18 protein-coding genes and 1 pseudogene are annotated in these 25229 nt (G+C 66.0%); 10 read left to right on the top strand and 9 right to left on the bottom strand.

The window, feature by feature from the left end; translation table 11 throughout:
• Nucleotides 1–157 precede the first annotated feature (157 nt).
• The 4 genes from AC5Y42_RS20315 to AC5Y42_RS20300 are packed head-to-tail and all read left to right on the top strand — an operon-like array spanning nucleotide 158 to nucleotide 7189.
• On the top strand, nucleotides 158–3391 hold the full coding sequence (locus tag AC5Y42_RS20315) for a thioester reductase domain-containing protein (RefSeq protein ID WP_499900366.1): 3234 nt from the start codon (nucleotides 158–160) through the stop codon (nucleotides 3389–3391).
• A 47-nt stretch (nucleotides 3392–3438) separates the two neighbouring features.
• Entirely contained in the window at nucleotides 3439–4359 is a 921-nt protein-coding gene (locus tag AC5Y42_RS20310) for a metal-dependent hydrolase (protein WP_499900365.1), read from the top strand.
• Complete coding sequence (locus AC5Y42_RS20305; RefSeq protein WP_499900364.1) at nucleotides 4356–6104, top strand: SDR family oxidoreductase; 1749 nt, start codon at nucleotides 4356–4358, stop codon at nucleotides 6102–6104. Before AC5Y42_RS20310 ends, AC5Y42_RS20305 begins: the two co-directional genes overlap by 4 nt.
• Complete coding sequence (locus tag AC5Y42_RS20300; RefSeq protein ID WP_499900363.1) at nucleotides 6101–7189, top strand: PDR/VanB family oxidoreductase; 1089 nt, start codon at nucleotides 6101–6103, stop codon at nucleotides 7187–7189. Before AC5Y42_RS20305 ends, AC5Y42_RS20300 begins: the two co-directional genes overlap by 4 nt.
• Before the next feature lie 110 nt (nucleotides 7190–7299).
• Here AC5Y42_RS20300 and AC5Y42_RS20295 read toward each other — a convergent pair whose 3' ends face one another.
• Entirely contained in the window at nucleotides 7300–8556 is a 1257-nt protein-coding gene (locus AC5Y42_RS20295) for an alpha/beta hydrolase fold domain-containing protein (RefSeq protein WP_499900362.1), read from the bottom strand.
• A gap of 135 nt (nucleotides 8557–8691) precedes the next feature.
• Between AC5Y42_RS20295 and AC5Y42_RS20290 the strand changes: the two genes are divergently transcribed.
• From AC5Y42_RS20290 to AC5Y42_RS20280, 3 genes are all read left to right on the top strand, one after another.
• A complete protein-coding gene (locus AC5Y42_RS20290) occupies nucleotides 8692–10053 on the top strand; it encodes an HNH endonuclease signature motif containing protein (RefSeq protein ID WP_499900361.1) in 1362 nt (453 codons plus the stop codon).
• A gap of 129 nt (nucleotides 10054–10182) precedes the next feature.
• Complete coding sequence (locus AC5Y42_RS20285; RefSeq protein WP_499900360.1) at nucleotides 10183–10632, top strand: NAD(P)-binding protein; 450 nt, start codon at nucleotides 10183–10185, stop codon at nucleotides 10630–10632.
• On the top strand, nucleotides 10592–10867 hold the full coding sequence (locus AC5Y42_RS20280; protein WP_499900359.1) for a hypothetical protein: 276 nt from the start codon (nucleotides 10592–10594) through the stop codon (nucleotides 10865–10867). The genes AC5Y42_RS20285 and AC5Y42_RS20280 overlap by 41 nt, the downstream gene beginning before the upstream one ends.
• A 6-nt stretch (nucleotides 10868–10873) precedes the next feature.
• Here the strand turns inward: AC5Y42_RS20280 and AC5Y42_RS20275 are convergent, their stop codons facing one another.
• Together AC5Y42_RS20275 and AC5Y42_RS20270 are read right to left on the bottom strand one after the other, a co-directional pair.
• On the bottom strand, nucleotides 10874–13204 hold the full coding sequence (locus AC5Y42_RS20275) for an APC family permease (protein ID WP_499900358.1): 2331 nt from the start codon (nucleotides 13202–13204) through the stop codon (nucleotides 10874–10876).
• Nucleotides 13201–14970, bottom strand: a complete 1770-nt coding sequence (locus tag AC5Y42_RS20270; protein ID WP_499900357.1) for an acyl-CoA dehydrogenase family protein — start codon at nucleotides 14968–14970, stop codon at nucleotides 13201–13203. Before AC5Y42_RS20270 ends, AC5Y42_RS20275 begins: the two co-directional genes overlap by 4 nt.
• Nucleotides 14971–15140: 170 nt before the next feature.
• Between AC5Y42_RS20270 and AC5Y42_RS20265 the strand changes: the two are divergent.
• Nucleotides 15141–15815, top strand: a pseudogene (locus AC5Y42_RS20265) (HNH endonuclease family protein); the annotation flags it as partial.
• A gap of 77 nt (nucleotides 15816–15892) precedes the next feature.
• Here AC5Y42_RS20265 and dapC read toward each other — a convergent pair.
• Together dapC and fdxA are read right to left on the bottom strand one after the other, a co-directional pair.
• On the bottom strand, nucleotides 15893–16975 hold the full coding sequence (gene dapC / locus AC5Y42_RS20260; RefSeq protein WP_499900356.1) for a succinyldiaminopimelate transaminase: 1083 nt from the start codon (nucleotides 16973–16975) through the stop codon (nucleotides 15893–15895).
• 23 nt (nucleotides 16976–16998) lie between these two features.
• Entirely contained in the window at nucleotides 16999–17325 is a 327-nt protein-coding gene (fdxA, locus tag AC5Y42_RS20255; protein WP_065015210.1) for a ferredoxin, read from the bottom strand.
• Between the two features lie 153 nt (nucleotides 17326–17478).
• Between fdxA and AC5Y42_RS20250 the strand changes: the two genes are divergently transcribed.
• The gene (locus tag AC5Y42_RS20250; protein WP_499900355.1) at nucleotides 17479–18024 is read left to right on the top strand and encodes a PadR family transcriptional regulator; all 546 of its coding nucleotides are present in this window, start codon (nucleotides 17479–17481) and stop codon (nucleotides 18022–18024) included.
• Nucleotides 18021–20039, top strand: a complete 2019-nt coding sequence (locus AC5Y42_RS20245) for an oxidoreductase (RefSeq protein WP_499900354.1) — start codon at nucleotides 18021–18023, stop codon at nucleotides 20037–20039. Before AC5Y42_RS20250 ends, AC5Y42_RS20245 begins: the two co-directional genes overlap by 4 nt.
• An 85-nt stretch (nucleotides 20040–20124) precedes the next feature.
• Here the strand turns inward: AC5Y42_RS20245 and AC5Y42_RS20240 are convergent, their stop codons facing one another.
• From AC5Y42_RS20240 to mshB, 4 genes are all read right to left on the bottom strand, one after another.
• Nucleotides 20125–20889: a maleylpyruvate isomerase N-terminal domain-containing protein gene (locus AC5Y42_RS20240; protein ID WP_499900353.1), complete on the bottom strand. Its 765-nt coding sequence runs from the start codon at nucleotides 20887–20889 to the stop codon at nucleotides 20125–20127.
• A 58-nt stretch (nucleotides 20890–20947) separates the two neighbouring features.
• A complete protein-coding gene (locus AC5Y42_RS20235) occupies nucleotides 20948–23551 on the bottom strand; it encodes a bifunctional FO biosynthesis protein CofGH (RefSeq protein ID WP_499900398.1) in 2604 nt (867 codons plus the stop codon).
• Between the two features lie 97 nt (nucleotides 23552–23648).
• Nucleotides 23649–24077 carry a hypothetical protein gene (locus tag AC5Y42_RS20230; RefSeq protein ID WP_499900397.1) on the bottom strand — a complete coding sequence of 143 codons (429 nt, stop codon included), beginning with the start codon at nucleotides 24075–24077 and terminating at the stop codon, nucleotides 23649–23651.
• A 141-nt stretch (nucleotides 24078–24218) separates the two neighbouring features.
• Nucleotides 24219–25124: an N-acetyl-1-D-myo-inositol-2-amino-2-deoxy-alpha-D-glucopyranoside deacetylase gene (gene mshB / locus AC5Y42_RS20225; RefSeq protein WP_499900352.1), complete on the bottom strand. Its 906-nt coding sequence runs from the start codon at nucleotides 25122–25124 to the stop codon at nucleotides 24219–24221.
• Nucleotides 25125–25229 lie beyond the last annotated feature (105 nt).

Raw genomic sequence — 25229 nt, 5'->3', positions numbered from 1 at the left:
TACGCCTCCTGTGAAGTTGTTGTGCAAGAAGGAAAAAGTCTTCATGGACTTTGCTTGAGATCCGTTGACCGCGCTACGATCGGGTTTACCGATTCCGGTAAAGACAGTTGTTCTGATGATCTCGGCTAGGACTGACGTGGAGAGGGGTGCTCCTGCGATGGAGACACTTATCGACTATTTGGACATGTGGGAAGCGCGCAAACCGGACCAGACCCTCTACCGGTTCGTCGACGTCGACGGTCACGAACTCGAGCAGTACACCTACCACAGCTTCGCCGAGCGGACGCGTGAGTTGGCCGCCTACCTGCACGCAGAGGCCGGTCTCCGGAAGGGAGATCGGGCGCTGCTGGTCTACCCGCCAGGTTTGGAAATGGTGGCAGCTTTGTACGCCTGCGCGCGCATCGGCGTGATCGCCGTACCGGTCAGCCCTCCGCTGCCGATGGCGTTCGAAGCGGGGCTCGCGAAGCTCAGTTACATCGCGCGCGACTGCCAGGCCAAGGCGGTGCTGTCGACCAAGCAGTTCGAATACGACTTCCGTTCCCTAGTCGGCAACCCAGAAGCCGGCTGGCCCGACGCGGTCCACCCACCTGAGCTGCCCTGGTACGCGACGGATGGTGCGCAGGACTTCGGCGGCGGGCCCGTGCCGAACACGCCGAACCCAGTGCTGTTCCTGCAGTACACCTCCGGCTCCACCAACGATCCCAAGGGCGTGATCGTCAGCCACGCGAACGCCATCGCCAACAGCGCGGGCTTCGACAACGAGGAACTGGTATGCGTCAGCTGGCTCCCCCAGCATCACGACATGGGCTTGATCTCGGCGTACTTCTTCGTCCTTGTCCTCGGCGGCACCACCCATGCCATGTCGCCGGCCGACTTTCTGGTGCGGCCGTCGTCGTGGCTGCGGCTCATCAGTCAGGTGCGCGCCACCCATACGCCGGCGCCGAATTTCGCGCTGGAGTATTGCCTGCGTGAGGACAAGCTGCCCAGCTCTGAGCTGGAGGGAATCGACCTGAGCAGCCTCGAATGCATCGTGGTCGGGGCGGAGCCGCTGCGAGCCAAGAGCTTCACCCGATTCCGGGAGCGGTTCGCGCCCTACGGTCTGGCACCCAGCGCGCTGACCGGCGCGCATGGCTTGGCCGAAAACACCTTGTGTGTGTCGCTCAAGGGCCGCCAGACCCTGGCGCTGAACAAGCGCGCACTGGACAAGAATTTGGTGCGGGTGGAAAAGGCGCTGCCCGAGAACAGCAACCAGGCTCCGGTGGTGAGCTGCGGCAAGCCGCTGGCCAGCAACGTCGTCCGCATCGTCGATCCCGAATCACGCGAGGACCTGGGCGAGGGCCGGATCGGCGAGATCTGGGTGGACGGCCCGTCCAAGGGTGGCGGCTATTGGCGCCGCCCCGACAAGACCGAAGAGACTTTCGGAGCGCGCATCGTCGGCGATGCCGAGCACACGTACTTGCGCACCGGCGATCTCGGCTTCCTGTATGAGGGCGAGCTGTTTTGCTGCGGCCGGACCAAGGACCTGATCATCGTCCGCGGCGTCAACTCCTACCCCAGCGACATCGAGGTCGTCGTCGAACAGGCCGCCGAGATCCGCAGAGGTTGCGTCGCCGCCTTCGCGATCGAGCGCGACGACGAAGAGGTGTTGGCCGTTGTCGCCGAGGTGCGGGACGAGAACGCGCTTCCGGACGGCAAGGCCATGGCTCGAGCGATCCGCAGGCAATGCCACATCGATCCGCACACCATCGTGTTCGCCCCCCAACGCAGCGTTCCCAAGACAACCTCGGGGAAGATCAGGCGGGCCGAGACCCGCAAGCTTTGGCGCAGCGGCGAGCTACGCGTGTTGGCCAGCTACACCAATCCGGCCCAGGAGGGCCTGGACGCCGACGCGGGTCCGTTGGATCGTTTCCGCTATCTCGTCGAGAGCTACGACCTCACCGGGGACGAAGATTGCTCGTTCGCCGACCTCGGTATCGACTCGCTGACGCTGGCGGAGCTCCGCACTGACCTCCAACGTCTTCTGGAAGAGCACGGCGCGGGCAAGTTGGCCGACGAGGTCAACACGCGCCTGCTTCAGCGCTTGACGGTCGCCGAGTTCTTCCAGCTCATGCGGCAGTTCGGTGAGGGGTCCGAACTGCCGCTCCAAGCCGTGCAGGACCAGCTGGATCAGATTTCCGCTGAGTATGAGGCGTACGAGGCCCAGCAGATGCGCGCCGACGCGCAGCTGTCGTTGCCGGAGCTTCCGCCGGCGCGGCCCGGCGCGCCCACCGACATCCTGTTCACCGGCGCCACCGGGTTCCTGGGACCGTTCCTGCTGAGCAACCTGCTCAGCCAGACGGCCTACACCGTCCACGCACTGGTCCGCGCTACCGATGCGGCTCACGGACTGGACCGGATTCTCGCGTCGTTGCGTCGAGCTCAACTATGGTCACCGGAGCTCGAAGCCGACGTCCGGTCGCGGGTGAACGTGGTTTGCGGGAACCTGGCCGAACCCAACCTGGGCATCGGCGAGGCGGAGTTCCATCGACTGGCCGATAACGTCGATTCGATCGTGCACAACGGCGCGTTGGTCGACTACGTGCGGACCTACGACGGCCTGCGGCCCGCCAACGTGCTCGGCACCCGCGACCTGCTTCGGCTGGCCATGACTACCCACCGCAAGGCCTTCCACCTGGTCTCCAGCACGTTCATCTACGGCTGGAGCACCCTGCCGGTGGTCGGCGAGTGGGACGCGAACACCGAGATGAGCGGGCTGGACTTCGGTTACTCGCAGACCAAGTGGGTCGCCGAGCAGCTAACGCTGGCCGCCCAGCAGAAGGGCCTCGACGTGCGCATCTACCGGCCGTCGCTGATCTCTCCGACCAGCGCGGGGTTCGGCAGCCAGGAGGACATCTTGGTGCGCCTCACGGCGTTCATGATCCAGCACGGCGTCGCTGCCGAAGCCTACAACCAGATCAGCCTGCTGCCGGCCGACCTGATCGGCGAACACATCGTGGCGCTGATGGGTCTGCCGGCCGAGGCGGGCACGGTCTTCAACATGACCGCGGATGGCTACTACAACCTGATGGACGTCACACGGATCCTGTCCGAGCGGTACGGCTACCGGTTCGACTACCACGACATCGCGTCGTTCACCGAGCAGGTGAATCAGCGGTGCGGCCCACGCGATTCGCTTTATCCGCTGGCCGATTTCCTCACCCGCTCGGCCGACAAGATCTCGGCGATGCGGGACAAGCGCTACGACAACGCCCAGTACCAGTACGCTCGGGCGCTGGCCAAGGCGCGGCTGCGGGAGCCGGCGCTAACCGACACGGTCGACCACCTCGTGCAGTTCCTGCGGCAAGAGCGTCTGATCACCGAGTCGGAGGCCGAGGCGCAGCGCAGCGCCTGACCGCCGTCTAGATTTGGGTATCAGGATGTCAAGGCAAGGGGTTCGCGATGTTCACTGTCGATGACCAGGCAGCCGGTCCGCACTATTCTCGTGGCGGAGCCGCGCTCGATCACGAGCGACTCGTGCTTCAGCCTCGTGACGTCGAGTTCGACTGGGCGAAACTGCCGTTCTACTACGTGCCCAACGAGCCCTTCGCCACCCACTTCTGCAACGTCTTGCACCTGCTGCTGCCGGCGGGCGAGGAGTGGATCGTCGAGGTGTTCAAGAAGTCGTTGCCGCTGATCCGCGACGACCAACTGCGGCTGGACGTGCAGGGCTTCATCAGCCAGGAGGCCATGCACTCCCAGGCACACTCGGGCGTGGCCGAGCACTTTGCTGCCAAGGGCGTCGACCTGACACCGTTCACCGACCAAATCCGCTGGCTGTTCAACAAACTCGTCGGCGACCGGCCCCGGTGGAGCCGCCGGCGACAGCAGAGCTGGCTGTTGGAGCGGGTGTCGATCGTGGCGGCCCTTGAGCACTACACTGCGATCCTGGGTGAATGGATTCTCGACACACCCCAGCACGACGCCCTCGGCACCGATCCGGTGATGTTGGACCTGCTGCGTTGGCATGGCGCCGAGGAAGTCGAGCACAAAGCGGTCGCGTTCGACACGATGAAGCATCTCCGTGGCGGGTATTGGCGGCAGGTACGTACCCAGCTTTTGGTGACGCCCGCGATGCTGTGGTTGTTCGTTCGCGGCGTGCGGTTCATGTACTCGGTCGACCCGTACATGCCGCCCGGAAGTAAGCCGCGCTGGCGCGACTACTTCGTCTCGGCGCGTCGGGGTTTGGTGCCAGGACCGTTCGAATTCCTGCGCGTCATCCTCGCCTACTACACGCCGAGTTTCCATCCGTCCCAGTTGGGCGGGGTCGGTCGCGCGGTCGACTACCTGGCTCGATCACCTGCCGCTAGGGCGTCGCATTGAGGACGACGGTCACCGCATCCGACGGCGTTTCGCTGGCGGTCCACGCCTACACCGAGATCGACCAGCGGCGCCCGACCATCCTTGCGATTCACGGCTACCCGGATAATCACCATGTCTGGGACGGGGTCGCCGAAAACCTCACTGGCCGATACAACTTTGTGGCCTACGACGTGCGCGGCGTTGGCGGATCGTCGGTGCCGGCCGCCCGGTCGGGATACCGGTTGCCCCAACTTGTTTCGGATATCGGCGTGGTGATCGACAGCCTCGGAGTCGACGAGGTTCACCTGCTGGCCCACGACTGGGGTTCGATCCAGGGCTGGGCGGCGGTCACTGACGAGTCGGTGATGGGCAAGGTCGCCTCGTTCACCTCCATCTCGGGGCCGCACCTGAATTACGCTGGCAGGTTTCTGCGGTCAGCGCGTACACCACGGGCCGTCGCTGATGTCGCCAGGCAATTTTTGGCCTCTACCTACATCTGGTTCTTCTTGTGCCCGGGCGCGCCGGAGCTGGCGATCCGGTCCCGGGCGACGGCGAAAGTGTTTGAGGCGGTTGCGCGTATCGGCCGATCAAGCACCCGCAGCCAACGTGGTGCGGTGCCGCGATCGACACACGACTACCTCAACGGCCTGAACCTGTACCGCGCCAACATGCCTGGACCGCTGGTGTCCCCCGGCGAGCAGTTGCCGCAGACCTGCGTCCCGGTGCAGGTACTCGTACCGCGCAAGGACTATTTCGTGTCGCCTCCTCTGCAGCGGTTCACCGGCGCAATTCCGGACGGCAGCCGGGTCATCACGATCGAGGGCGGACACTGGGTGGTCAGTTCACGTCCCGACGTCATCGCCCGGCTGACCAGCGAGTGGGTCGACCTGGTCACCGAGGGCGCAGCTCCGGTCGGGCAATCCGTTTCCGGCGCCGGCCGTCGTGACGTGCGCGGCAAACTCGTACTGGTGACCGGGGCGGGCTCCGGGATCGGCCGGGCCACCGCGGTGGAGTTCGCTCGTCAGGGCGCAGCCACCGTCGTGCTCGTCGATCGAGATCACGCTGCTGCCAACGACACTGCAGAAATGGTCCGGGCGGCCGGTGCCGAGGCCGCGGTCTATCAACTCGACGTCACCGACGAAGCGGCGATGGACGACCTTGCCGCACAAGTACACAACAAGCACGGTGTGGTCGACATCCTGGTCAACAACGCGGGAATCGCGATGGCTGGCCGGTTCCTGGAGACAACGTCGGAGCAGTGGGACACCATTATTGGAGTCAACGTGCGCGGCGTCATCAACGGCAGCCGGGCGTTCGGCGATCAGATGGTCGAGCGCGGCCAGGGCGGCACGATCATCAACATCGCATCGGCGGCGGCGTTTCTGCCGTCGAAATCCATGGTGGCCTACGGAACCACCAAGGCTGCGGTGCTGGCGCTGAGCGAATCGATGCGTGCGGACCTCGCCGACGACGGCATCACGGTCACTGCGGTGTGCCCGGGTTTCGTCAACACCAACATCGCCAAAAGCACCATCTACGCCGGTATGTCGGCCGACGAACAAGAGCGGGCCCGGCACAAGGCCGACGCGGCTTACCGGCGGCGCAACTACAAACCGGAGGCCGTCGCGAAGGCGATCGTCAAGGCTGTGCGGACCGGGTCGCCGGTGCTGCCGATCGCGGCCGAGTCCCGCGTCGGCTACGCCATGCGGCGCATCAGCCCTTCGCTGGTCCGACTGATCGCGCGATTCGACATCAGACAGACATGAAAGACGAAGTGACACAGAGCATCTGGGCTAGTAGACCCCAAGACCTCTACGGCCGGCGGAAGCGCGACCGGATCTACACCGCGCTGGTCGGTGTGGGCGCACTGTTCGGCGGCTTCGCGTCGGCGTCGCGTTGGACGCCGTCACGGGTGTCGCCAGTGCGGCGCGCCAACACCGCTGTGATCACCGAACGCCAATTGCTTTCACCCGACGTCGTCGGTTTGACATTGGCTGATCCCGACGGTGGATTGCTGCCGTCCTGGACGCCCGGCGCGCACATCGACGTTCGGCTGTGCGCCGAACGCCGCCGGCAGTACTCGCTGTGCGGGCCGCCCGGGCGGCGCACCGACTACCGGATTGCGGTGCGCCGGATCGCCGACGGCGGTGGCGGTTCGATCGAGATGCATGACGCTTTCGACGTCGGCGACACCCTGGTCTTCGAAGGCCCCCGCAACGCGTTCTACCTCGTCACCGACGAGCGTGAGGTGTTGTTCGTGATCGGCGGCATCGGGGTGACGCCGATCCTGCCCATGATTCAGCTGGCTGCGCAGCACGGGATCAATTGGCACGCCGTGTATGCCGGCCGTAGCCGCCAGTACATGCCACTGCTCGACGAGGTGGTGGCAGTGGCGCCGGATCGGGTCACGGTGTGGGCCGACGACGAGCGCGGCCGGTTCGCCACCGCCGAGGAGTTGCTTGCCGACGCCGGACCCACGACGGCTGTCTACGTGTGCGGCCCGACCGGCATGCTGGAGTCGGTGCGCGCCGCGCGCGATAGACACGCCAACGCGCCGCTGCACTACGAACGGTTCAGCCCGCCACCGGTTGTCAATGGCGTCCCGTTCGAGCTGGAACTCGCCCGCTCGCAACGGGTGCTCAGCATTCCGGGCAACCGGTCGGCCCTCGCCGTCATGCTCGACCACGACCGCACGACCGCGTATTCGTGCCAGCAAGGGTTTTGCGGAACCTGCAAGGTCAAGGTACTGGCCGGAGACGTCGATCGCCGCGGGCGCACCGTCGAAGGCGAGGACGAGATGCTGGTCTGCGTGTCGCGGGCGAAAAGCGACCGCGTCGTGATCGACGCCTAGCGGCGATCGCAAGCGCGGCCGTGGCGATCGCGAGCGCGGCGGGAGCCGGGCGAAGCGGGTCGCCACAATTGGCGAAGCCGGGTGCAGCGGGTCGCCGCCCGACGCCTGAGTTAACCTGCTTGCCGGATTTCGGCGCGACTGTAGATTTCCGCGAGGAACTGCTCGACAGCCACCGCGGCATGCGCGGCGCGCGCAGATCCGAAGATATCGAAAGCATGCTGCGCGAACGGCAATTCGGCGTAGACCACCGGGTTGCGGCTGACTTCACGCAGTCGTGAGCTGAAGACGCGGGCCTGCCCGACCGGGATCAGCGAGTCGTTGCGTCCGTGCAGCACGAAAAACGGTGGCGCATCCTGGGAAACGTAGCTGATCGGTGAGGCAGCACGGAAGGCGTCGACGGTCTCGTTGCGCGACAGTTTGAACACGTACTTCGCCAGCGACGGCACCATCAGCGGGTGCATCGACGCATCGGTTGCGGTGAAGTCGTAGACGCCATAAAACGGGACCGCTGCCCGCACGCTGGTATCGGCACCCTCGAAACCGGGTTGAAACTGCGGATCATTCGCCGTGACCGCCGCCAGCGCGGACAGGTGCCCGCCCGCGGAGCCGCCCGTGATCGCGATCCAGTCGGGGTCGCCGCCGTATTCGGCGATGTGCTCCCTGGTCCAGGCCAGTGCACGTTTGACGTCGATCAAGTGGTCGGGCCACGTCGAGCGCGGACTAAGGCGGTAGTTGATCGCGACACACACCCAACCGAGCTCTGCCAGATGACTCATCAACGGATAGGCCTGTTGGCGTTTGCTGCCCACCATCCACGCGCCGCCGGGAACCTGCAACAGCACGGGTGCCCGACCATTGGGGTCCAGATCGGGGCGTCGCCAGATGTCGAGGTGGTTGCGCGAGCCATACGGGCCGTAGCTGATGTCGGTGTCGTGCGCATAGTCGCGATAGATCCGCATCATCCGGACCAGGCCGGGGGTTTTGGCGGTGCCCGCGCCGGCTGGAAGCTTCCACAGATCACCCGACTCGGTGCGACGGCCCACGCCCAGCCCCGCGTCCAGGGCGGCGGTCAGGGGCCGGTCAGCCTGACGGCCGATGCGATACATCCCCACCAGGCCCAGCCATGACAATGCGGACACCAGCCAGGCGAACCAGCGCAGCCGCGGGGTGAGCCAGCGGGTCGCAGCGGCCAGGATCGTCGCCTGGCCGCCCACGATCGGCAGCGGAAGCTCCGATGCGAACACTCCGTAGGCGAACGCGAAAATCGAGGGATAGCCCCGCTTGCTCAGTGGCTGGTAGCCGTTGAGGGTGAATGCCAGTCCGGTTAGCGGAGCCAGTACGGCGAGCAATCGCTTCACAATGGTCACTTAACCATCCGCTGGACGGTTCATCGATGAGTGGGGGACCCTGGCGGCGGGTTCCACCGAAATCACTTCTGCCACTTTGGCTTCAATGACCTCATCTGGCGGAGTGTTGTCGGTAGGCGTAGCTATGATTCGAACATGCATTCGAGTAGCCGGGAAGAGATCGATGAGGTCTTCGATGGGCTGGCGGCATACCTCAAACGCGCCCTGGACCTGTGCTTTGACGGGCTGGCCACGCCTGAGCGGCTGGTCATGCTGCAGCGCACCGAAACGCTGCGCCGCCAACTGCCCGCCGTCGAACATCCCTTGATCAACCAACTTGGCGAGCAGGCCGATGAAGCCGAGTTGGGTGGCACGCTGTCGTTCGCGTTGGCCGAGCGGTTGCAGATCACCCGCGCCGACGCCGCCCGGCGCATTGGTGAGGCTGCCGATCTGGGCCCGCGCCGGGCGTTGAGCGGCGAACCGTTGGAGCCGGTGTTGCCCGCCACGGCTGAGGCGCAGCGCGCGGGGACCATCGGGGCCGGGCATGTGGCGGTGATCCGCAGCTTTTTTCACCGGCTGCCTGATGCCGTGGATGTGGAGACCCGGATCGAAGCCGAAGCCCACCTGGCACAACTGGCCGGCGAGCATCGCCCCGACGACTTGCACAAGCTGGCCGACCGACTCACCGACTGTCTGAACCCCGACGGCGATTTTTCCGACACCGACCGGGCGCGACGGCGCTCGCTGCTCCTGGGCAAGCAAGACATCGACGGGATGAGCCGGATCACCGGATACCTGACTCCCGAAGCCCGCGCCACCATCGATGCGGTGTTGGCGAAGTTGGCTGCCCCCGGGATGTGCAACCCCGAGGATCTGACCCCGTGCGTTGACGGCGCCCCGCCGCAGCAGGGTATCGATCACGACACCCGCAGCACCGGCCAACGCAACCACGACGCGCTCAACGCCGCCGGGCGCGCGCTACTAGCGTCCGGAAAGCTGGGCCAACACAACGGCCTACCGGCCACCATCATCGTGTCCACCACACTGGCAGAGCTCGAAACCGGCGCCGGCAAGGCGCTCACCGGCGGGGGCACCCTGCTACCCATGTCCGATGTGATCCGCATGGCATCGCATGCGCATCACTACCTGGCCATCTTCGACAAGGGCAAAGCCATCGGGCTCTACCACACCAAACGCCTGGCCTCACCGGGGCAACGCATCGTGCTCTACGCAAAAGACCGCGGCTGTACACGCCCCAACTGCACCGTGCCCGGCTACTACTGCGAAGCCCACCACTGCACCCCCTACGCCCAATGTCACACCACCGACATCAACGACCTCACCCTCGCCTGCGGCGGCGATCACCCCCTGACCGAACAAGGATGGACCACCCGCAAACTCAAAAACGGTGACACCGAATGGATCCCACCGCCCCACCTCGACCACGGCCAACCAAGGACCAACACCTACCACCACCCAGAGAGAATCCTCCGGGCAGACGACGACGAGGTGCCCTAGCCGGAGCCGAACTGGGGTTGCGGGCTCGGTTCCGGCACGCATAGGGTTCGAATACCCAAACGCATTACTGGTCGGCATTGTGTTCGGAGCAGCGTGATGACCCACACTCGCCACCGGGAACCTCGCATCGTGATCATCGGGGCCGGCATGGCGGGGATCGCCGCCGCCCACACCTTCAAGCAAGCTGGCTTCAATGACTTCGTGATTCTGGAGAAGGGTTCCGACGTCGGCGGGGTTTGGCATTGGAACCGCTACCCCGGCTTGCGGTGCGATGTGATGTCACATGGCTACCAGTTTGCGTTCGCGCCGAAGCCCGACTGGAAGGACTTCTGGGCTACCGGCGAGGAGATCCAGCAGTACCACCGCGACGTTGTTGGAAGTCTTCAGCTCGACCACCATCTCCGGTTGGATTGCGAGGTCATCTCGGCTGTGTTCGGCGACAACCGGTGGCGGGTGACTACCGCCGATGACAGCCATCCCCGGTTTCCCCAACCTGTTCACCGTCTTGGGCCCCAACTCCCCCACCAGATCGATCTCCATGCAACTCGTCGCCGAATTGACGGCCCGCTACATCATTGAATGGCTGCGGCGATTCCGTGCCGGCGAAATCAGCACCGTCGAAATCACCGAGGAAGCCACCAACCGGTTCGCCGACGACGTCGCCGAAGCGATGGTGCCGACCGTGTGGAATTCTGGTTGCAACTCTTGGTATTTCGCCGATGACAACCACATCGACCTCTGGCCGTTCACCCGCAGACGCCTCACGGGCATGCTGACGCAGCCCCGCGACGAGGATTACCTCTTCACCAGGTGACGGCGGCTAGTGCACTTCCTCCGGCTGCTCCAGCACGACGTACGTCGGGTCGACCATCGACACCGGCCTGTTGCCGCTCTGCCGCGCTTTCCCGGTGATGCGCAGCAGTTGTCCCGGCTGGATGTCGGCGCCTCCTCCCCCGGGACGGAACGTGACGCGGACGTCGCCGCTGTCGTCGCCGACGACGATCCACCGCAACGTCCGTCGCCGTTTGGCGATGTCTTCGACCTGGCTGACCCGTCCTTCGATGGTGGCGCGTTGCCCGGGAATCAAGCCCTCCACGGCGATCACGGCCGACGGCCGCTCCGGATGCTCGTAGTCGTCGACGTTCTGTTGCTCACCGCGTGACACCCGCGCCTGCAGCTTGTCGACCTCGCGCGCGATGCGCTGCTCGAGCGAGTCCGGAAAGGCTTCCCTGATCCGGGATTGCACGTCGTACGGGACGATCGTCGCGGCGGCGTCCGGGATGCGGCTGACGGCGCGGGCGATCTTGTCGGCGGTGCGGTCGTGCAGGAGTCGTCCCAGCAGCGGCGCATAGGTCCGGCGCGGCAACAGCACCGTCACGTTGGTGTCGGGGTGTTCGCTGCCGGCCTTGGCAACCAGTACCTGTGCGGCGCGGGTGATCTGCCGGTCCGGGCAGTCCACCACCCGCAGCCGGGTGTCGAGATCGAAGTGTTCCCACCGTTTCCGTAACTGCGCGGCAAGAGCAGCGTCGACCATGAAATGCACCGCGATCAGCTCGTCGGACCGCAATCCCCGGCCATATCGCAGCGCCTCGATGACCGCCAGGTCAACGGAGTTCACGAAGACGAACACCCGGTGACGGGCGTATTTGACCAATTCCGGTCGGTCGGTGCGAAACATCTCGAGAATGGCTGCCTCGGCGCGGTATTCGCGGTTCAGGCGGGTCAATGCGAACACCAGCAGCGGGAAGACCACCACCACCATCCATGCACCCTCGGTGAATTTCGCCACCGCAAAGATGCCCACCACCGCTGTCGACAGGATTCCCGCGGAAAGATTGATCGCCAGCTTGTGGCGCCAACCGGTCTGCCGGTGCGTCAGGTGGTGCTTGGTCATTCCGTAGCCGGCCATCGAAAACCCGGTGAACACGCCGATCGCATAAAACGGCACCAGCGCATTGACCGAGCCGCCGGTCACGATCAACAGCGCCACCGACAGCGCGGTGAGCGCGATGATGCCGTTGGAGAACACCAGCCGGTGACCGCGCTTCATCAACTGACGCGGCAGAAAACGGTCCTCGGCAACAAAACTGGCCAACGCGGGAAACCCGTTGAAACTGGTGTTGGCGCCGGTGAACAAGATCGCCGCCGTCGCCGTCTGCACGAGCAGATAAAGACCGTGCCCAATCAGCCCGTCGCCGAATACCGCGCGAGCCACCTCCGAGAGCACCGACGGATACTCGTCGAGATAGGGAGTGGCATGGGTTGCGTGGGCCAGATAGGCGACACCGGCCAGTAAGAAACCGAGGGTGCAGGCCATTGCGGTGAGCACCCGGCGTGCGTTGTGGCCCTGCGGCTTACGAAAGACGGTGACGGTGTTGGAGATCGCCTCCACCCCGGTCAACGACGACCCACCGTTGGCGAACGCGCGTAGCACCACCAGAATCGTCGCACCCATCACCAGCCCGTTGGTGTGGTGAACCGGGACCGCCCCGGCAAGGTGCTCGGAATCGTAAACGGGTAATCCCCAGAAGATCTTTCTTACGACACCGGTGACAATCGTCAGCGTAATCATGATCACGAAGGAGTAAGTGGCCGCCGCGAAAGGCAGTCCGGCTTCGCGTAATCCGCGCAGATTCGCATAACAGATGGCAAGCACCACGCCGACGGTGATTTCCAGACTGTAGGGGCCAAGCGAAGGGATCGCCGAGACCACCGCAACGGTCCCCGCCGCGGACTGCACTGCGACCGTGACCACGTAGTCGATCAGCAGGGCAGCGGCGGCGATCTGCGCCACCCGCGGCCCGAAGTTCTCCCGGGCCACCACATAAGAGCCGCCGGCCCGGGTGTAGGCCATCACCACCTGGCGATAGGACGCTGCCACCAACACCAGAATCAGCAGGATGACGCCGGTGATTGGGAGCAATAAAACGAAGGCGGCCAGGCCGGCATGCGGGAGCAACTCCACCAGAATCTGCTCTGGGCCGTAAGCGGTCGACGAGATCGCGTCAGGTGAGAGAGCGCCGAGTGCAACGGGATTCGATAGCCGCTCGGAATTCAGCTCCTCGGTGATCAAGGGTTTGCCGAGGAAGATGCGCTTGCACACGTCGCCGATCGACAGCGGGATGCGCAGCGGACGAGTCGGGGTCGTCACGTGACCAGCGCGCCGTCGACGAGTTCGTCGAACCGCTCGATCGCCTCGTCTCCGTCGGCGTCAATCCCTCGCAGCGGACCGCGATCGGCCAAATAGCGCTGGGCGTACAACCGGGCGACCAGCGCTTTGCGTTCCGCCCCACGGGATTCCCGCTCCCAGGCCGCCTGCTCGACGAGCAAGGCGCCCGCGTACACGTCGCCCATGAACTGGGTGAGCGCGAACAGTCGTGCCTCGGCCACCTCGCCGTCCAGTTTGGTCCAGGCGGTGACCGCCGCCTCGAGGTCCTCGACGCGCCGCGCTACCAACCGCGTCGTGTCGTCGTCGTCCGATACCGACACCGCATCGTGCAGCCGCTCGAGCAGCGGCGTCTGCGCTTCGATGCGCTCGATGCCGCGCCGCACGTCCAGGCACAGAATGTTGTCCGGGCCCTCCCAGATGGTGTTGACCTGTGCGTCGCGCAGCAGCCGTGCCACCGGCCAGGTTTCGATATAGCCGTTGCCGCCGTGGATTTCAATCGCATCCGAGGCCATGGTGATGCCGAGCCGGCAAACCTTGAGCTTGGTGACGGGCACCGCGATGCGCTGACGCACCGGTCTGGGCTGGCGGTGGTTGACGGCGCCGGTGCCGTCGAACACCAGCGCCTGGGCGGCTTCGACGTCGACGATCATCTCCGCCAGCTTGCGGCGCATCAGCGGCTTGTCGACGAGCGCGTCGCCGAACGCCTGTCTTGGCCGGGCATAACAGAGCGACTCGACCAGCGCGCGACGGGCGTTGCCGACCGCGAACAAAGCGATGCCCAGCCGCGCGGCGTTGGTCAGCTCCATCATCCGGCCGAGCCCCTTGCCGTCGTGCGAGCCTTCGCCGGGCGGTTCGCCGGAGAGCAAAAATGCTTCGGCGTCGACGAACTCGATCTCGCCGGAGGCCACCGAGCGGGTGCCGAGCTTGTCCTTGAGCCGGCGGATGCGCACGCCGTTGCGCGACCCGTCGCGCCGCGTCCGCAACACCAGGAAGGTGGCCACGCCGCGACTGGAGTCGGGCGCCCCCTCGGGTTTGGCCAGTACGACGAAGACCTGGCCGTCGCAATTGGATGCGAACCACTTGAACCCGTTGAGCAGCCAGCCGTCACCGTGGCGCGTCGCGGTCGTCTCCAGCGCGCCGAGATCCGAACCGCCGGTGCGTTCGGTCAACAGTTGTGCGGTCTCGCCCTCCCAAGCGCCGGTCTCGAACTTGGCCAGCACGTGCTCGCGCACATCGGCCGGCGCATACGCGGCGACCAGCGACTTGACCATCCCGGCGCCGGTGCCCAGCGCACAGCCCATTCCGATGTCCGCCTGGTTGAGCAGATAGTTGGCCGCGAACAACGGCAGCGACGCGCTGACGCCGGCTTTTCGAGCGTCGTCTTTGAGAGCCTGGTTCGCGTCCAGCACTGCGCGTTTGGACTCCGTGAACGACGTCGGCTGGATCACCCTGCTGACGTCATGTCCCCAGCGGTCGTAACGCTCGAGCCGCGCCGGGTTGCGGTCGGTCTCCTCGGCCCACCGCGCCACCGGCCCGCCCATCAGTTCGCCGATGCGTGTCAGGTGCTTTTCGGCGACGCCCAATGCCTCGGGCTGCAGGTAGTAGGCCATGGTGAACTGCAGGCTCGGATCGCTTTGGTACCAGTTGAGCCCGACGGCTCCCCGGTAGTTCTCCGTGCGGTACCGGTCGGACTTCTCGGGCGTGGCAAAAGGCAATCGGTCCACGGCCTCCAGGTCGTACTGGCTCATGGTGTGACGGTATTACACGACGCTGGGAATTGAGCCGCGCTACAACCACGAACTGATAGCCTCCGCCACGATCCCTCGATGTAATTAAAGAGGCTGCTGTGATGAAACAGTCGTATCCGGTCAAGGCTGCCGGAGCGTTCGTCTGTGCGCTGACGGTGCTGGGCCTCGTCATGCTCGGCAACGCATCCAGCCCGTCGGTGATGGCGCTGCCGTCGACGGAGGTGCCGGCGCCCGTTCCGAACCGGCCCGCGGGGGTTCCTGCGGTCCAAGCGGACACCGTCGCGAAGCTGGAAGCGTTGGCCATCAAGGGGCGTGCGCCCAAGACCGGGTACAACCGCGACCTGTTCGGGCAGGCGTGGAGCGACGACGTGACGGTGGCCGACGGCCACAACGGCTGCGACACCCGAAACGACATCCTGCGCCGCGACTTGGTGGACATCACGATCAAACCGGGGACGTCTGGATGTGTCGTGCTGACCGGGACGCTGAACGATCCCTACACCGGCACGACGATCGAGTTTCAACGTGGCCGGGGCACCTCCCGGCAGGTGCAGATCGATCACATCGTGGCGTTGTCGGATGCATGGCAGAAGGGCGCCCAGCAATGGGACGAGACCCAGCGCCGTAACTTCGCCAACGACCCGCTCAACCTCCAGGCCACCGACGGGCCGGCCAACGAGCAGAAAGGCGACGGCGACGCCGCAACATGGTTGCCACCCAACAAGTCCTACCGGTGCACCTACGCGTCGCGGATCGTGGACGTCAAAGCCGCCTACGGGGTCTGGGTCACCCAGGCAGAGCACGATGCAATCGGCCGGATCCTTCGGAGCGGCTGTGGGCCTGCGCTCGAGTAATTCGACGCCGAGTGTGGACTCAATGCACGCCGCGGGCGAATTCGCGTCACACAAGTCCAAACTCGGCGCTAGAGCCGCGCGACCGCGGCCGCGATCCGCTCATCGGTGGCAGTGAGCGCCACCCGCACATGGTGGGTGCCGCCGTGGCCGTAGAACTCGCCGGGTGCGACCAGGATGCCGCGCTGTGCCAGCCATGCCACGGTGTCGCGGCACGGCTCGCCGCGGGTCACCCACAGATACAGCCCGGCCTCGGAATGGTCGACGGTGAAGCCGGCCGAGCGGAACGCGGGCAGCAGCGCGCTGCGCCGACGCTGGTAGCAGTCGCGCTGCTCGCGCACGTGGCCGTCGTCGTCGAGCGCCGCCACCATCGCGGCCTGCACGGGTGTGGGCACCATCATCCCGGCGTGTTTGCGCACGGCCAGCAGTTCGCCGACCACGAGCGGGTCCCCCGCGACGAAACCGGCTCGGTAGCCGGCCAGCGACGAACTCTTGGACAGCGAATGCAGCGCCAGCAGGCCGGTGTGGTCGCCGTCGCACACCGACGGATGAAGGATCGACAGCGGTGCGGCGTCCCAGCCCAGACCGAGGTAGCACTCGTCGGACGCCACCAGCGCGCCGCGTTCCCGCGCCCACTCGACGACGCTGCGCAGCTGGTCTGCTCCGAGCACCCGTCCGGTCGGGTTGCTCGGCGAGTTCACATACACCAGCGCCGGCGACTGCGAACCTAATTGGGACACCGAGTCAGCGTGCAGCACTTCCGTCCCGGCCAGCCGGGCACCGACGTCATAGGTGGGATAGGCCAGTTCGGGCACCACCACGAGATCGGCTGCGCCCAATCCCAACAATGTCGGCAGCCAGGAGATGAGTTCTTTGGTGCCGATCACCGGCAGCACGCCCGCTTCGGTCACTCCGGTGACGCCGAAGCGGCGGCTCAGCGCATCGATGGCCGATCGCCGCAACCGGGGAGTGCCGGCGGTGGTGGGGTAACCCGGCGCCGCGCTGGCCGCGGCCAGGGCCTCACGGATCAGCGGCGCCACCGGGTCGACTGGGGTGCCGACGGACAAGTCGACGATGCCGCCGGGGTGAGCGTCGGCCAGCGCACGCGCCTCATCGAGGGTGTCCCAGGGGAACACCGGCAACGACGCCGACACCGGCCGCCGGCGAGTGATCTCGCTCAGGCGTCCTCGCCCTGTGGCGGCAGATCTTTGACCACCTGCGGGTCGTTCTCGGTCATACCGACCTTGGCCGCGCCACCCGGTGATCCGAGCTCCGCGAAGAAGTCGGCGTTGAGCTGCGTGTAGTTACTCCACTGCTCGGGCACATCGTCTTCGTAGTAGATGGCCTCGACGGGGCAGACCGGCTCGCAGGCGCCGCAGTCCACGCATTCGTCAGGGTGGATGTACAGCATCCGGGCACCCTCATAAATGCAGTCGACCGGGCACTCCTCGACGCATGCCTTGTCTTTGATGTCGACGCAGGGCTCGGCGATCGTGTACGTCACGAAGGTCTCCTCCATATGCTGTTCAATGACGCGGATCTGTTGGTTACTGATACTAGACGTTGCATATACAAAGCAACCACCGCCACCCCGCTATGCGCCTAGGTGCAGTGCAACTAGTTGCATATAAAGGGTTGTCGCTCCTAGGCTGCCCGAGTGGCATTGCCGCACGCGATCCTGGTCTCCCTGTCGGAACAATCCGGTTCCGGCTACGAGTTGGCGCACCGATTCGATCGCTCGATCGGGTATTTCTGGACCGCCACCCACCAGCAGATCTACCGCACCCTGCGGACGATGGAGGACGACGGCTGGGTGCGGGTGACGCCGGTGGCCCAGCAGGGGCGGCCCGACAAGAAGGTCTACACGGTCTCCGATGCCGGACGCGCAGAGTTGGCCCGCTGGATCGCCGAACCGCTCACTGGGCGGGGCAGTGCGTTGTCCGACACCCGAACCCGTGATGTCGCCGTCAAACTGCGCGGCGCGGCCTATGGCGACGTGACGGCGCTGCGGGCGCAGATCGCAGCGCTGCGCGCCGAGCATGCCGAATTGCTGGACACCTACCGCGGATTCGAGAAATCCCAGTTTCCCGATCCGTCGGCGTTACGCGGCACCGCACTTCATCAGTACTTGGTGCTGCGCGGCGGCATCCGCGCCGAGGAAAGCGCGATCGACTGGCTCGACGAGGTGACGAAAGCGTTATGACGTATCCAAACCTGTTGTCGCCGTTGGATCTCGGCTTCACTACGCTGCGCAACCGGGTGGTCATGGGATCGATGCACACCGGGCTGGAAGATCGGTCTCACCACATCGACCGGCTCGCTGAATACTTCGCCGAGCGCGCCCGCGGCGGTGTCGGGCTGATCGTCACCGGCGGTTACGCACCCAACCGGACCGGGTGGTTGCTGCCATTCGCCTCGCAGCTGATCTCCTCCGCCGAGGCGCGACGGCACCGGCGCGTCACCGATGCGGTCCATGACGCCGGCGGCAAGATCCTGTTGCAGATCCTGCATGCCGGACGCTATGCATATCACCCACTGTCGGTGAGCGCCTCGTCGATCAAGGCGCCGATCAATCCGTTTCGGCCGCGGGCTTTATCGTCGCGCGGCGTTCGGAGCACGATCGCAGATTTCGCCCGCTGCGCTGTACTGGCGCGCGAAGCCGGCTACGACGGCGTCGAAATCATGGGCAGCGAAGGGTATCTGATCAACCAGTTCCTGGCGCCACGGACCAACAAGCGCACCGACGACTGGGGTGGCACCCCAGAGAAACGCCGCCGCTTCCCCGTGGAGATCGTCCGCCAGACCCGCGCAGCCGTCGGCCCCGACTTCATCCTCTGCTACCGCATGTCGCTGGCCGACTACGTCGAGGAAGGCCAGAGTTGGGACGAAACCCTTGCGCTGGCAACCGAAGTCGAAGCCGCCGGTGCCACGCTGATCAATTCCGGTTTCGGGTGGCACGAGGCGCGGATACCGACAATCGTCACCTCGGTGCCGGCCGGCGCGTTCGTCGACATCAGCCATGCCCTCGCCGGTCACGTCAGCATTCCGGTGGTGGCGTCCAACCGGATCAACATGCCGCAGGCCGCCGAGCAGATTTTGGCCGACACCGACGTAGCGCTGGTCTCGATGGCGCGACCACTGCTGAGCGATCCGGAGTGGGTGCTCAAGGCCGCTGCCGATCGCGCCGACGAGATCAACACCTGCATCGCCTGCAACCAAGCCTGTCTGGATCACGCGTTCGCGCACAAAAAGGTGTCGTGCCTGCTGAATCCGCGGGCCGGCCACGAGACGCAGTTGGTGCTGTCGCCGACGCGGCACGCCCGCTCGGTGGCGGTGGTCGGGGCCGGCCCGGCCGGACTGGCCGCCGCCGTAAACGCCGCGCAGCGCGGCCACGCCGTCACGCTGTTCGAGGCGGGTGACGTTATTGGCGGCCAATTCGACCTCGCCCGGCGGATTCCCGGCAAGGAAGAATTCAACGAAAGCATCCGGTACTTCACGACAATGCTGGACCGGCACGGCGTCACGGTGCGGCTGCGCACCCGGGTATCGGCCGACGAATTGGCCGACTATGACGACGTCGTACTGGCTACCGGGGTGGCGCCGCGGGTGCCGGCGATCCCCGGCATCGACCATCCGATGGTGCTGACGTACGCCGAGGCCATCAGCGGCGCCAAACCGGTCGGCCTGTGCGTCGCGGTGATCGGCGCCGGCGGTGTCGGCTTCGACGTCAGCGAGTTCCTGATTACCGACTCCTCACCCACGCTCAACCTCAAGGACTGGAAGGCCGAATGGGGTGTTGCGGACCCGACCGACGGCCGCGGCGGGTTGACCACGCCGATTCCTGCGCCGCCGGCGCGCGAGGTCTACCTGCTGCAGCGCAGCAAGGCCCCACAGGGCAAAGGGCTGGGCAAGACCAGTGGTTGGGTACACCGTGCGTCGCTGAAATCCAAAGGCGTGCACCAGCTCTGCGAAGTCAACTACGAACGCATCACCGACGACGGCCTGCACATCAGCTTCGGGCCGAACCGGCGGCGCCCACAGCTGCTCGCGGTCGACAATGTCGTCGTTTGCGCGGGCCAAGAGCCGGTACGTGACCTCGAAGAGGGGTTACGGGACCGCGGGATGAACCCGCACATCATCGGCGGCGCCGCCCTGGCCGTCGAGCTGGATGCCAAGCGCGCGATCCGCCAGGGCACCGAGTTGGCCGCGCGGTTGTAGCCCCGCCTCTGCCGCGAGCGTGCGTGTCCCCGGCCGACACGCCGTGTGGAAAACCGGATCTGCGCACGCTCGCGGCAAGGCGGAACTAGTACCCGGCCAGCAGACGCCGCACCCGGCTCAAGGCTTGCGGACCGGCGGTACTCCGGATTCGCGAGGGATCGGCGGGGCGCCGCCCCCACAACAGCAGCACCCGGGCCGCCGCATCGGTTTCCAGCGTGGCGGGTCCGTCCGGCGCGACGAGCGCAATAGTGACCGACCCCGCCTCGGCGGTCACGGCGATGTCATCGGCGCCGGGAACCCGCAGCCTCGCCTCGATGCGTTCGCCGGGATTGAGCAGCTGAGCGCCCTTGGCCAGCAACGGCTTTCCCACCGCGACCACGCTATGCGTAGTCATCCACGGTTGAGCCAGTTGGTTTTGCGCTGCGGCATCGTCGCCGGTGATGTCCCAGCTGTGTAAGACGAGTTCTTCGCGCATGTGCTCGGCGAACCAGGGGACTTTCATCGTCCGGCCGGTCCAGGCGACATCGGTATCGGCGGGTATGTCGTCGGCGGCTTGTGCGACCTCGTTCAGCGTTGCCATTCTTGCCTGCAGCGCATCCCACAGCTCGGTGTCGTTCATCGCGCGCAGCGGTCCCTCGCGTTCCTCGAAGCTGCGCGTCTCGACGGGTATGCCCGCGAGATGCCCGCTGAGCACCCGGGCGAGCTCCTCGGCGTTGCCGGCTTGATGGACGACGATGTCGCGCACAGTCCACGCCTCACACCAGGTTCCGGCGTCCGGGCGTCGCCGCTGCACGGCGTCGCGGAAGGGTAGCCACTCGGGGAATCGGTCGGCGTCGATCTTTGACTGCACAGTGCGGATAGTCCCTCCGAACGGTTCATCACGCCGCGAGCGTGCGTGTTCCCGGTCCTCAGCCCGGCGTGTCGGCCGGGGACACGCACGCTCGCGCAGAAACAGGGAGGTACGTGGTGGTGCGCTGGTGTACGGGGCGGCCGATGCCCTCGGCGATTGCCACCAGCTCGGCCACTGTTTTCGCCGACCCGTATTCCGAGCCGGCCATCCGCGAGATGGTCTCCTCCATCAGCGTGCCGCCCAGGTCGTTGGCGCCGCCGTTGAGCATGACCTGCGTGCGCTCCACACCGAGCTTCACCCAGCTGGTCTGGATATGAGAAATACGGTCGTGCAACATGATTCGGGCCAGGGCATGCACAGCGCGGTTGTCCCGATGGCTGGGCCCGGGCCGCGCCGCGCCGGCCAGATATAGCGGCGAACTCTGATGCACGAACGGCAGCGGCACGAACTCGGTGAAACCGCCGGTGCGATCTTGAATGCCGCGCAACACGTTCAGGTGCGCAACCCAGTGCCGCGGATTGTCGACGTGGCCGTACATCATCGTCGACGACGACCGCAGACCCACCTGGTGGGCGGTCGTCACGATGTCGATCCACTCCGACGTCGGCAGCTTTCCCTTGGTCAGCACCCAGCGCACGTCGTCGTCGAGAATCTCGGCGGCGGTTCCCGGAATGGTGTCCAGGCCGGCCTCCCGCAGACTGATCAGCCACTCCCGGGTCGAAAGCCCGCTCTTGGTCACCCCGTTGGCGATCTCCATCGGCGAAAATGCGTGCACGTGCATCGACGGCACCCGCGCCTTGACGGCCCGCACCAGGTCGGCGTAGCCGGTGACCGGCAACTCAGGGTCGATACCGCCCTGCATGCACACTTCGGTGGCGCCCGCGACGTGGGCCTCCCAGGCCCGGTCGGCGACCTCCGCCGTCGACAGCGAATAGGCATCTGCGTCGCCCTTGCGTTGGGCGAAGGCGCAGAACCGGCACCCGGTGTAGCAGATGTTGGTGAAGTTGATGTTGCGGTTCACCACAAACGTCACGTCGTCACCGACGGCATCACGGCGCAACGAATCCGCCAGTGCGGCAACAGCGTCCAACGCAGGGCCATCGGCGTTCGCCAACGCCAGATACTCGTCATCGGCGCAGCCGGCGGGGTCGCGTTCGGCAGCGCGCAGGGCGGCCAGTACGTCGGTGTCGATGCGCTCGGGTGCGCGCGCAGCCAGCTCTTTGACATGGGCACGGATGGCATCCCAATCCCCGAACGCGCTGTCGAGGTCACTGCGGGCCTCGGTGCTGCGGCCTTCGCTGTCGATCGCGGCGTTCAAATCCACCCGGCCCGACGATCCCACGTCGTCGGGCTCCTGCCACGGCATACCGGCCGGCTTGAGGTCGCGGGCCAGGCCGGTCTCTGAATCGGCAAGCACCGCAACGTGATCACGGACACGAGGATCGATCCACGCCGCACCGGCCTGCACATATTTGGGCTGCGCGGTCAGCCGTTCCACCAGGTCATAACCGGCTTCGGCGGTGACGGCGGCGAGCTCGTCCAGGGCGGGCCACGGCCGCTCCGGGTTGACGTGGTCGGGGGTCAGCGGGGAGACGCCGCCCCAGTCGTCGACACCCGCGGCGAGCAGAGCCAGGCATTCGGCCCGCGACACCAAATTCGGCGGCGCCTGGATCCGCATTCCCGGTCCGAGCACCAATCGCGCGACTGCCACGGTGGCCAAAAAGTCGTCGATGCCCGCGTCTGGCGCCAACGCCATCGCGGTGTGTTCCTTGGCCCGGAAGTTCTGCACGATCACTTCTTGGATGTGGCCGAACTCCTTGTGCGACTTACGGATCGCATGCAAGGTGTCGGCGCGTTCAGGCAGCGTCTCGCCGATGCCCACCAGCAGACCTGTGGTGAACGGAATCGACAGCCGACCGGCGTCGGTCAGCGTGCGCAGCCGAACCGCCGGATCTTTGTCCGGGCTGCCGTAATGCGCCAGCCCCCGGGTTTCGAACAGCCGCCGCGACGTCGTCTCCAGCATCATGCCCATCGACGGCGCCACCGGCTTCAGTCGCGACAGCTCCGACCAGCTCATGACGCCCGGGTTCAAGTGCGGCAGCAGCCCGGTTTCCTCCAGCACCCGGATCGCCATCGCCCGCACGTAGGACAGCGTGCTGTCATACCCGCGTTCGTCAAGCCACTGGCGTGCCTCCGGCCAGCGCTGCTCAGGCCGGTCACCAAGGGTGAATAGTGCTTCTTTGCAGCCTAATTCGCCGCCGCGGCGAGCGATGTCGAGGATCTCGTCCGGTTCCAGATACATCCCGGCGCCGTGAGCGCGCAGCTTGCCCGGCACCGTCACGAATGTGCAGTAATGACAGGTGTCGCGGCACAGATGTGTGACCGGGATGAAGACCTTGCGCGAGTAGCTGACCGGCAGCCGGCCGTGCGCACCGCGTCGCCCAGCCGATTGCAGACCCGCGTCGCGTACCCGCGCCGCGCTGCGGCACAGTTCAGTCAGATCTTCACCGCGCGCGGTCATCGCGATGGCAGCCTCGTCGATGTTCAGCGCCACCCCGTCGCGGGCTCGCCGCAACACCCGCCGCAACGCAGACGTGCTGGATTTCGGCGGCACTGCGGGGCTGGGCAGCACGGTCGGCTCGTCGCCGGAGATCAACGGCACGGTGGTGTAACTTCCCTCCGGCCGGATTTCATCCGCGCCCAGCAATCCGAAATCCCGGCATATGCCATACGCGCAACAGTAGCGGCAGCCGATGCCGCTAAGGCTGGTCCCCTGAGCGACGGGTTCGCTGTCGCCAGAGCACCCAGCCCGGCGGCAGCACACCCAGCACAATCAGCAGCAGCGGGCGCACGAACCTCCCGGTGCAGGTATCCAGGATGCAATCGTCGCCGGGGCCGCCCAACGACATCGCCGCGACCGTCAGCAACCACGTCCACAGCGGCAGTGCCGCCACCTGCGCCGACTGTGTCCACCGCCGGGCCGCCCAGACCAGAGCCGCGTTGACCAGGCCACAGATCAATGCACTGATGGGGAATGGAATAGAACCGATATAGGCGGGTAGCAGCAGCGCGCCAACGATTGCGGAGAGGATGCCGTCGACAGCCAGCAGCGTCAGAACGACAATCCGAATAGCGGGATCCGTCGCACCGGTGTTCTCAGCCGACCCGGCGCTCGGCTTGGTAGCGATCAGGTGGGAACGCTGTCCAGCTGGGCAACCAGCGAACCGATCACCCACTGAAAGCTGTCGAGCCGGTCCTGCCAGTGCTGCTGGTTGTAGTCCAGGTCGGGATCCATATCAGTTCCTTCCGCGGCGGCCTCGCCGGAAAGCCTACCGCGTGGCCGCGTCGTTCACTGAAAGTCCGGCCAGCAGGTCGGTTTCCCAGCCGCGCTGATCGCGGTCCCCCGCCGCGCCGGCGGCGAGAACGTAGTGCTCCTGCCCCACAATGGGCAAGGCGAGGTTGTTCGACAGCGCGCACGCCCGTCCGGTGGGTCCGACGGTGACCTGGGTGGCGTGCGCGGCCAGCGCCGCTCGTTTGGCGGGCAGTGCGTCATGGGCGTCGACGACGGCGTCGATCTGGTCATCGGAGTAGACGAGCGCGTCGAATTCACCGGCATCCGTCGGCACTGCCCAATCGGGTCGCAAATCGTCGGGTTCAAGCCCGCTGAGTCCGGCCGCGATGGCGCTTTTGGCCATAACCGTCCAGTACACCTTCGGAACCGTCCACGGCGTGCCGGCATAGTCCTCGGTGGCCGCGGCCCGCACCGCCGCTGTGGTGACGACATGGACGTGCACGTGGTCGGGATGCCCGTAGCCGCCGTTTGGGTCGTAGGTCACCACGACGTGTGGGCGCAATTGCCGAATGAGCGCGACCAGCGCGCCGACCGACTCGCGTTCGTCGGCGTCGATGAATCGTTGCCAATGCCGCGGCGCGGTCCCGGCCATGCCCGAGTCACGCCAGCGTCCCGCGCCCCCGAGAAAGATCGGCGCACCGACGCCCAGGGCATGCAGCGCCGCGGTGAGCTCGCCGATGCGGTAGCCACCGAGTTGGTCGGCGTGGTCGACGGCGAGGTGGGCCCAGCGCTCGCCGATGACCTCGCCCTCCTCCCCGAGCGTGCACGTGACGACATGGACCTGAGCCCCTCGAGCGGCGTAGTGGGCGATGGTGGCACCGGTGGTGAGGCTTTCGTCGTCGGGATGCGCATGCACGAACAGCAGCCGCGGCGTCTCCTGCATGAACGCACGATACCCACGGGTGCGCTGCATCGTGAATAGTTAGCAGACGCTACCGTCGCGCCAGCCGCGGCACATCCGCGGTGGGATAGCGGAAACGGTTGGGCC

It is taken from the genome of Mycobacterium sp. NGS48 (assembly GCF_059812585.1).
The sequence above is the reverse complement of the archived record's forward strand: the minus strand, read 5'-3'. Positions and strand labels throughout refer to the sequence as shown.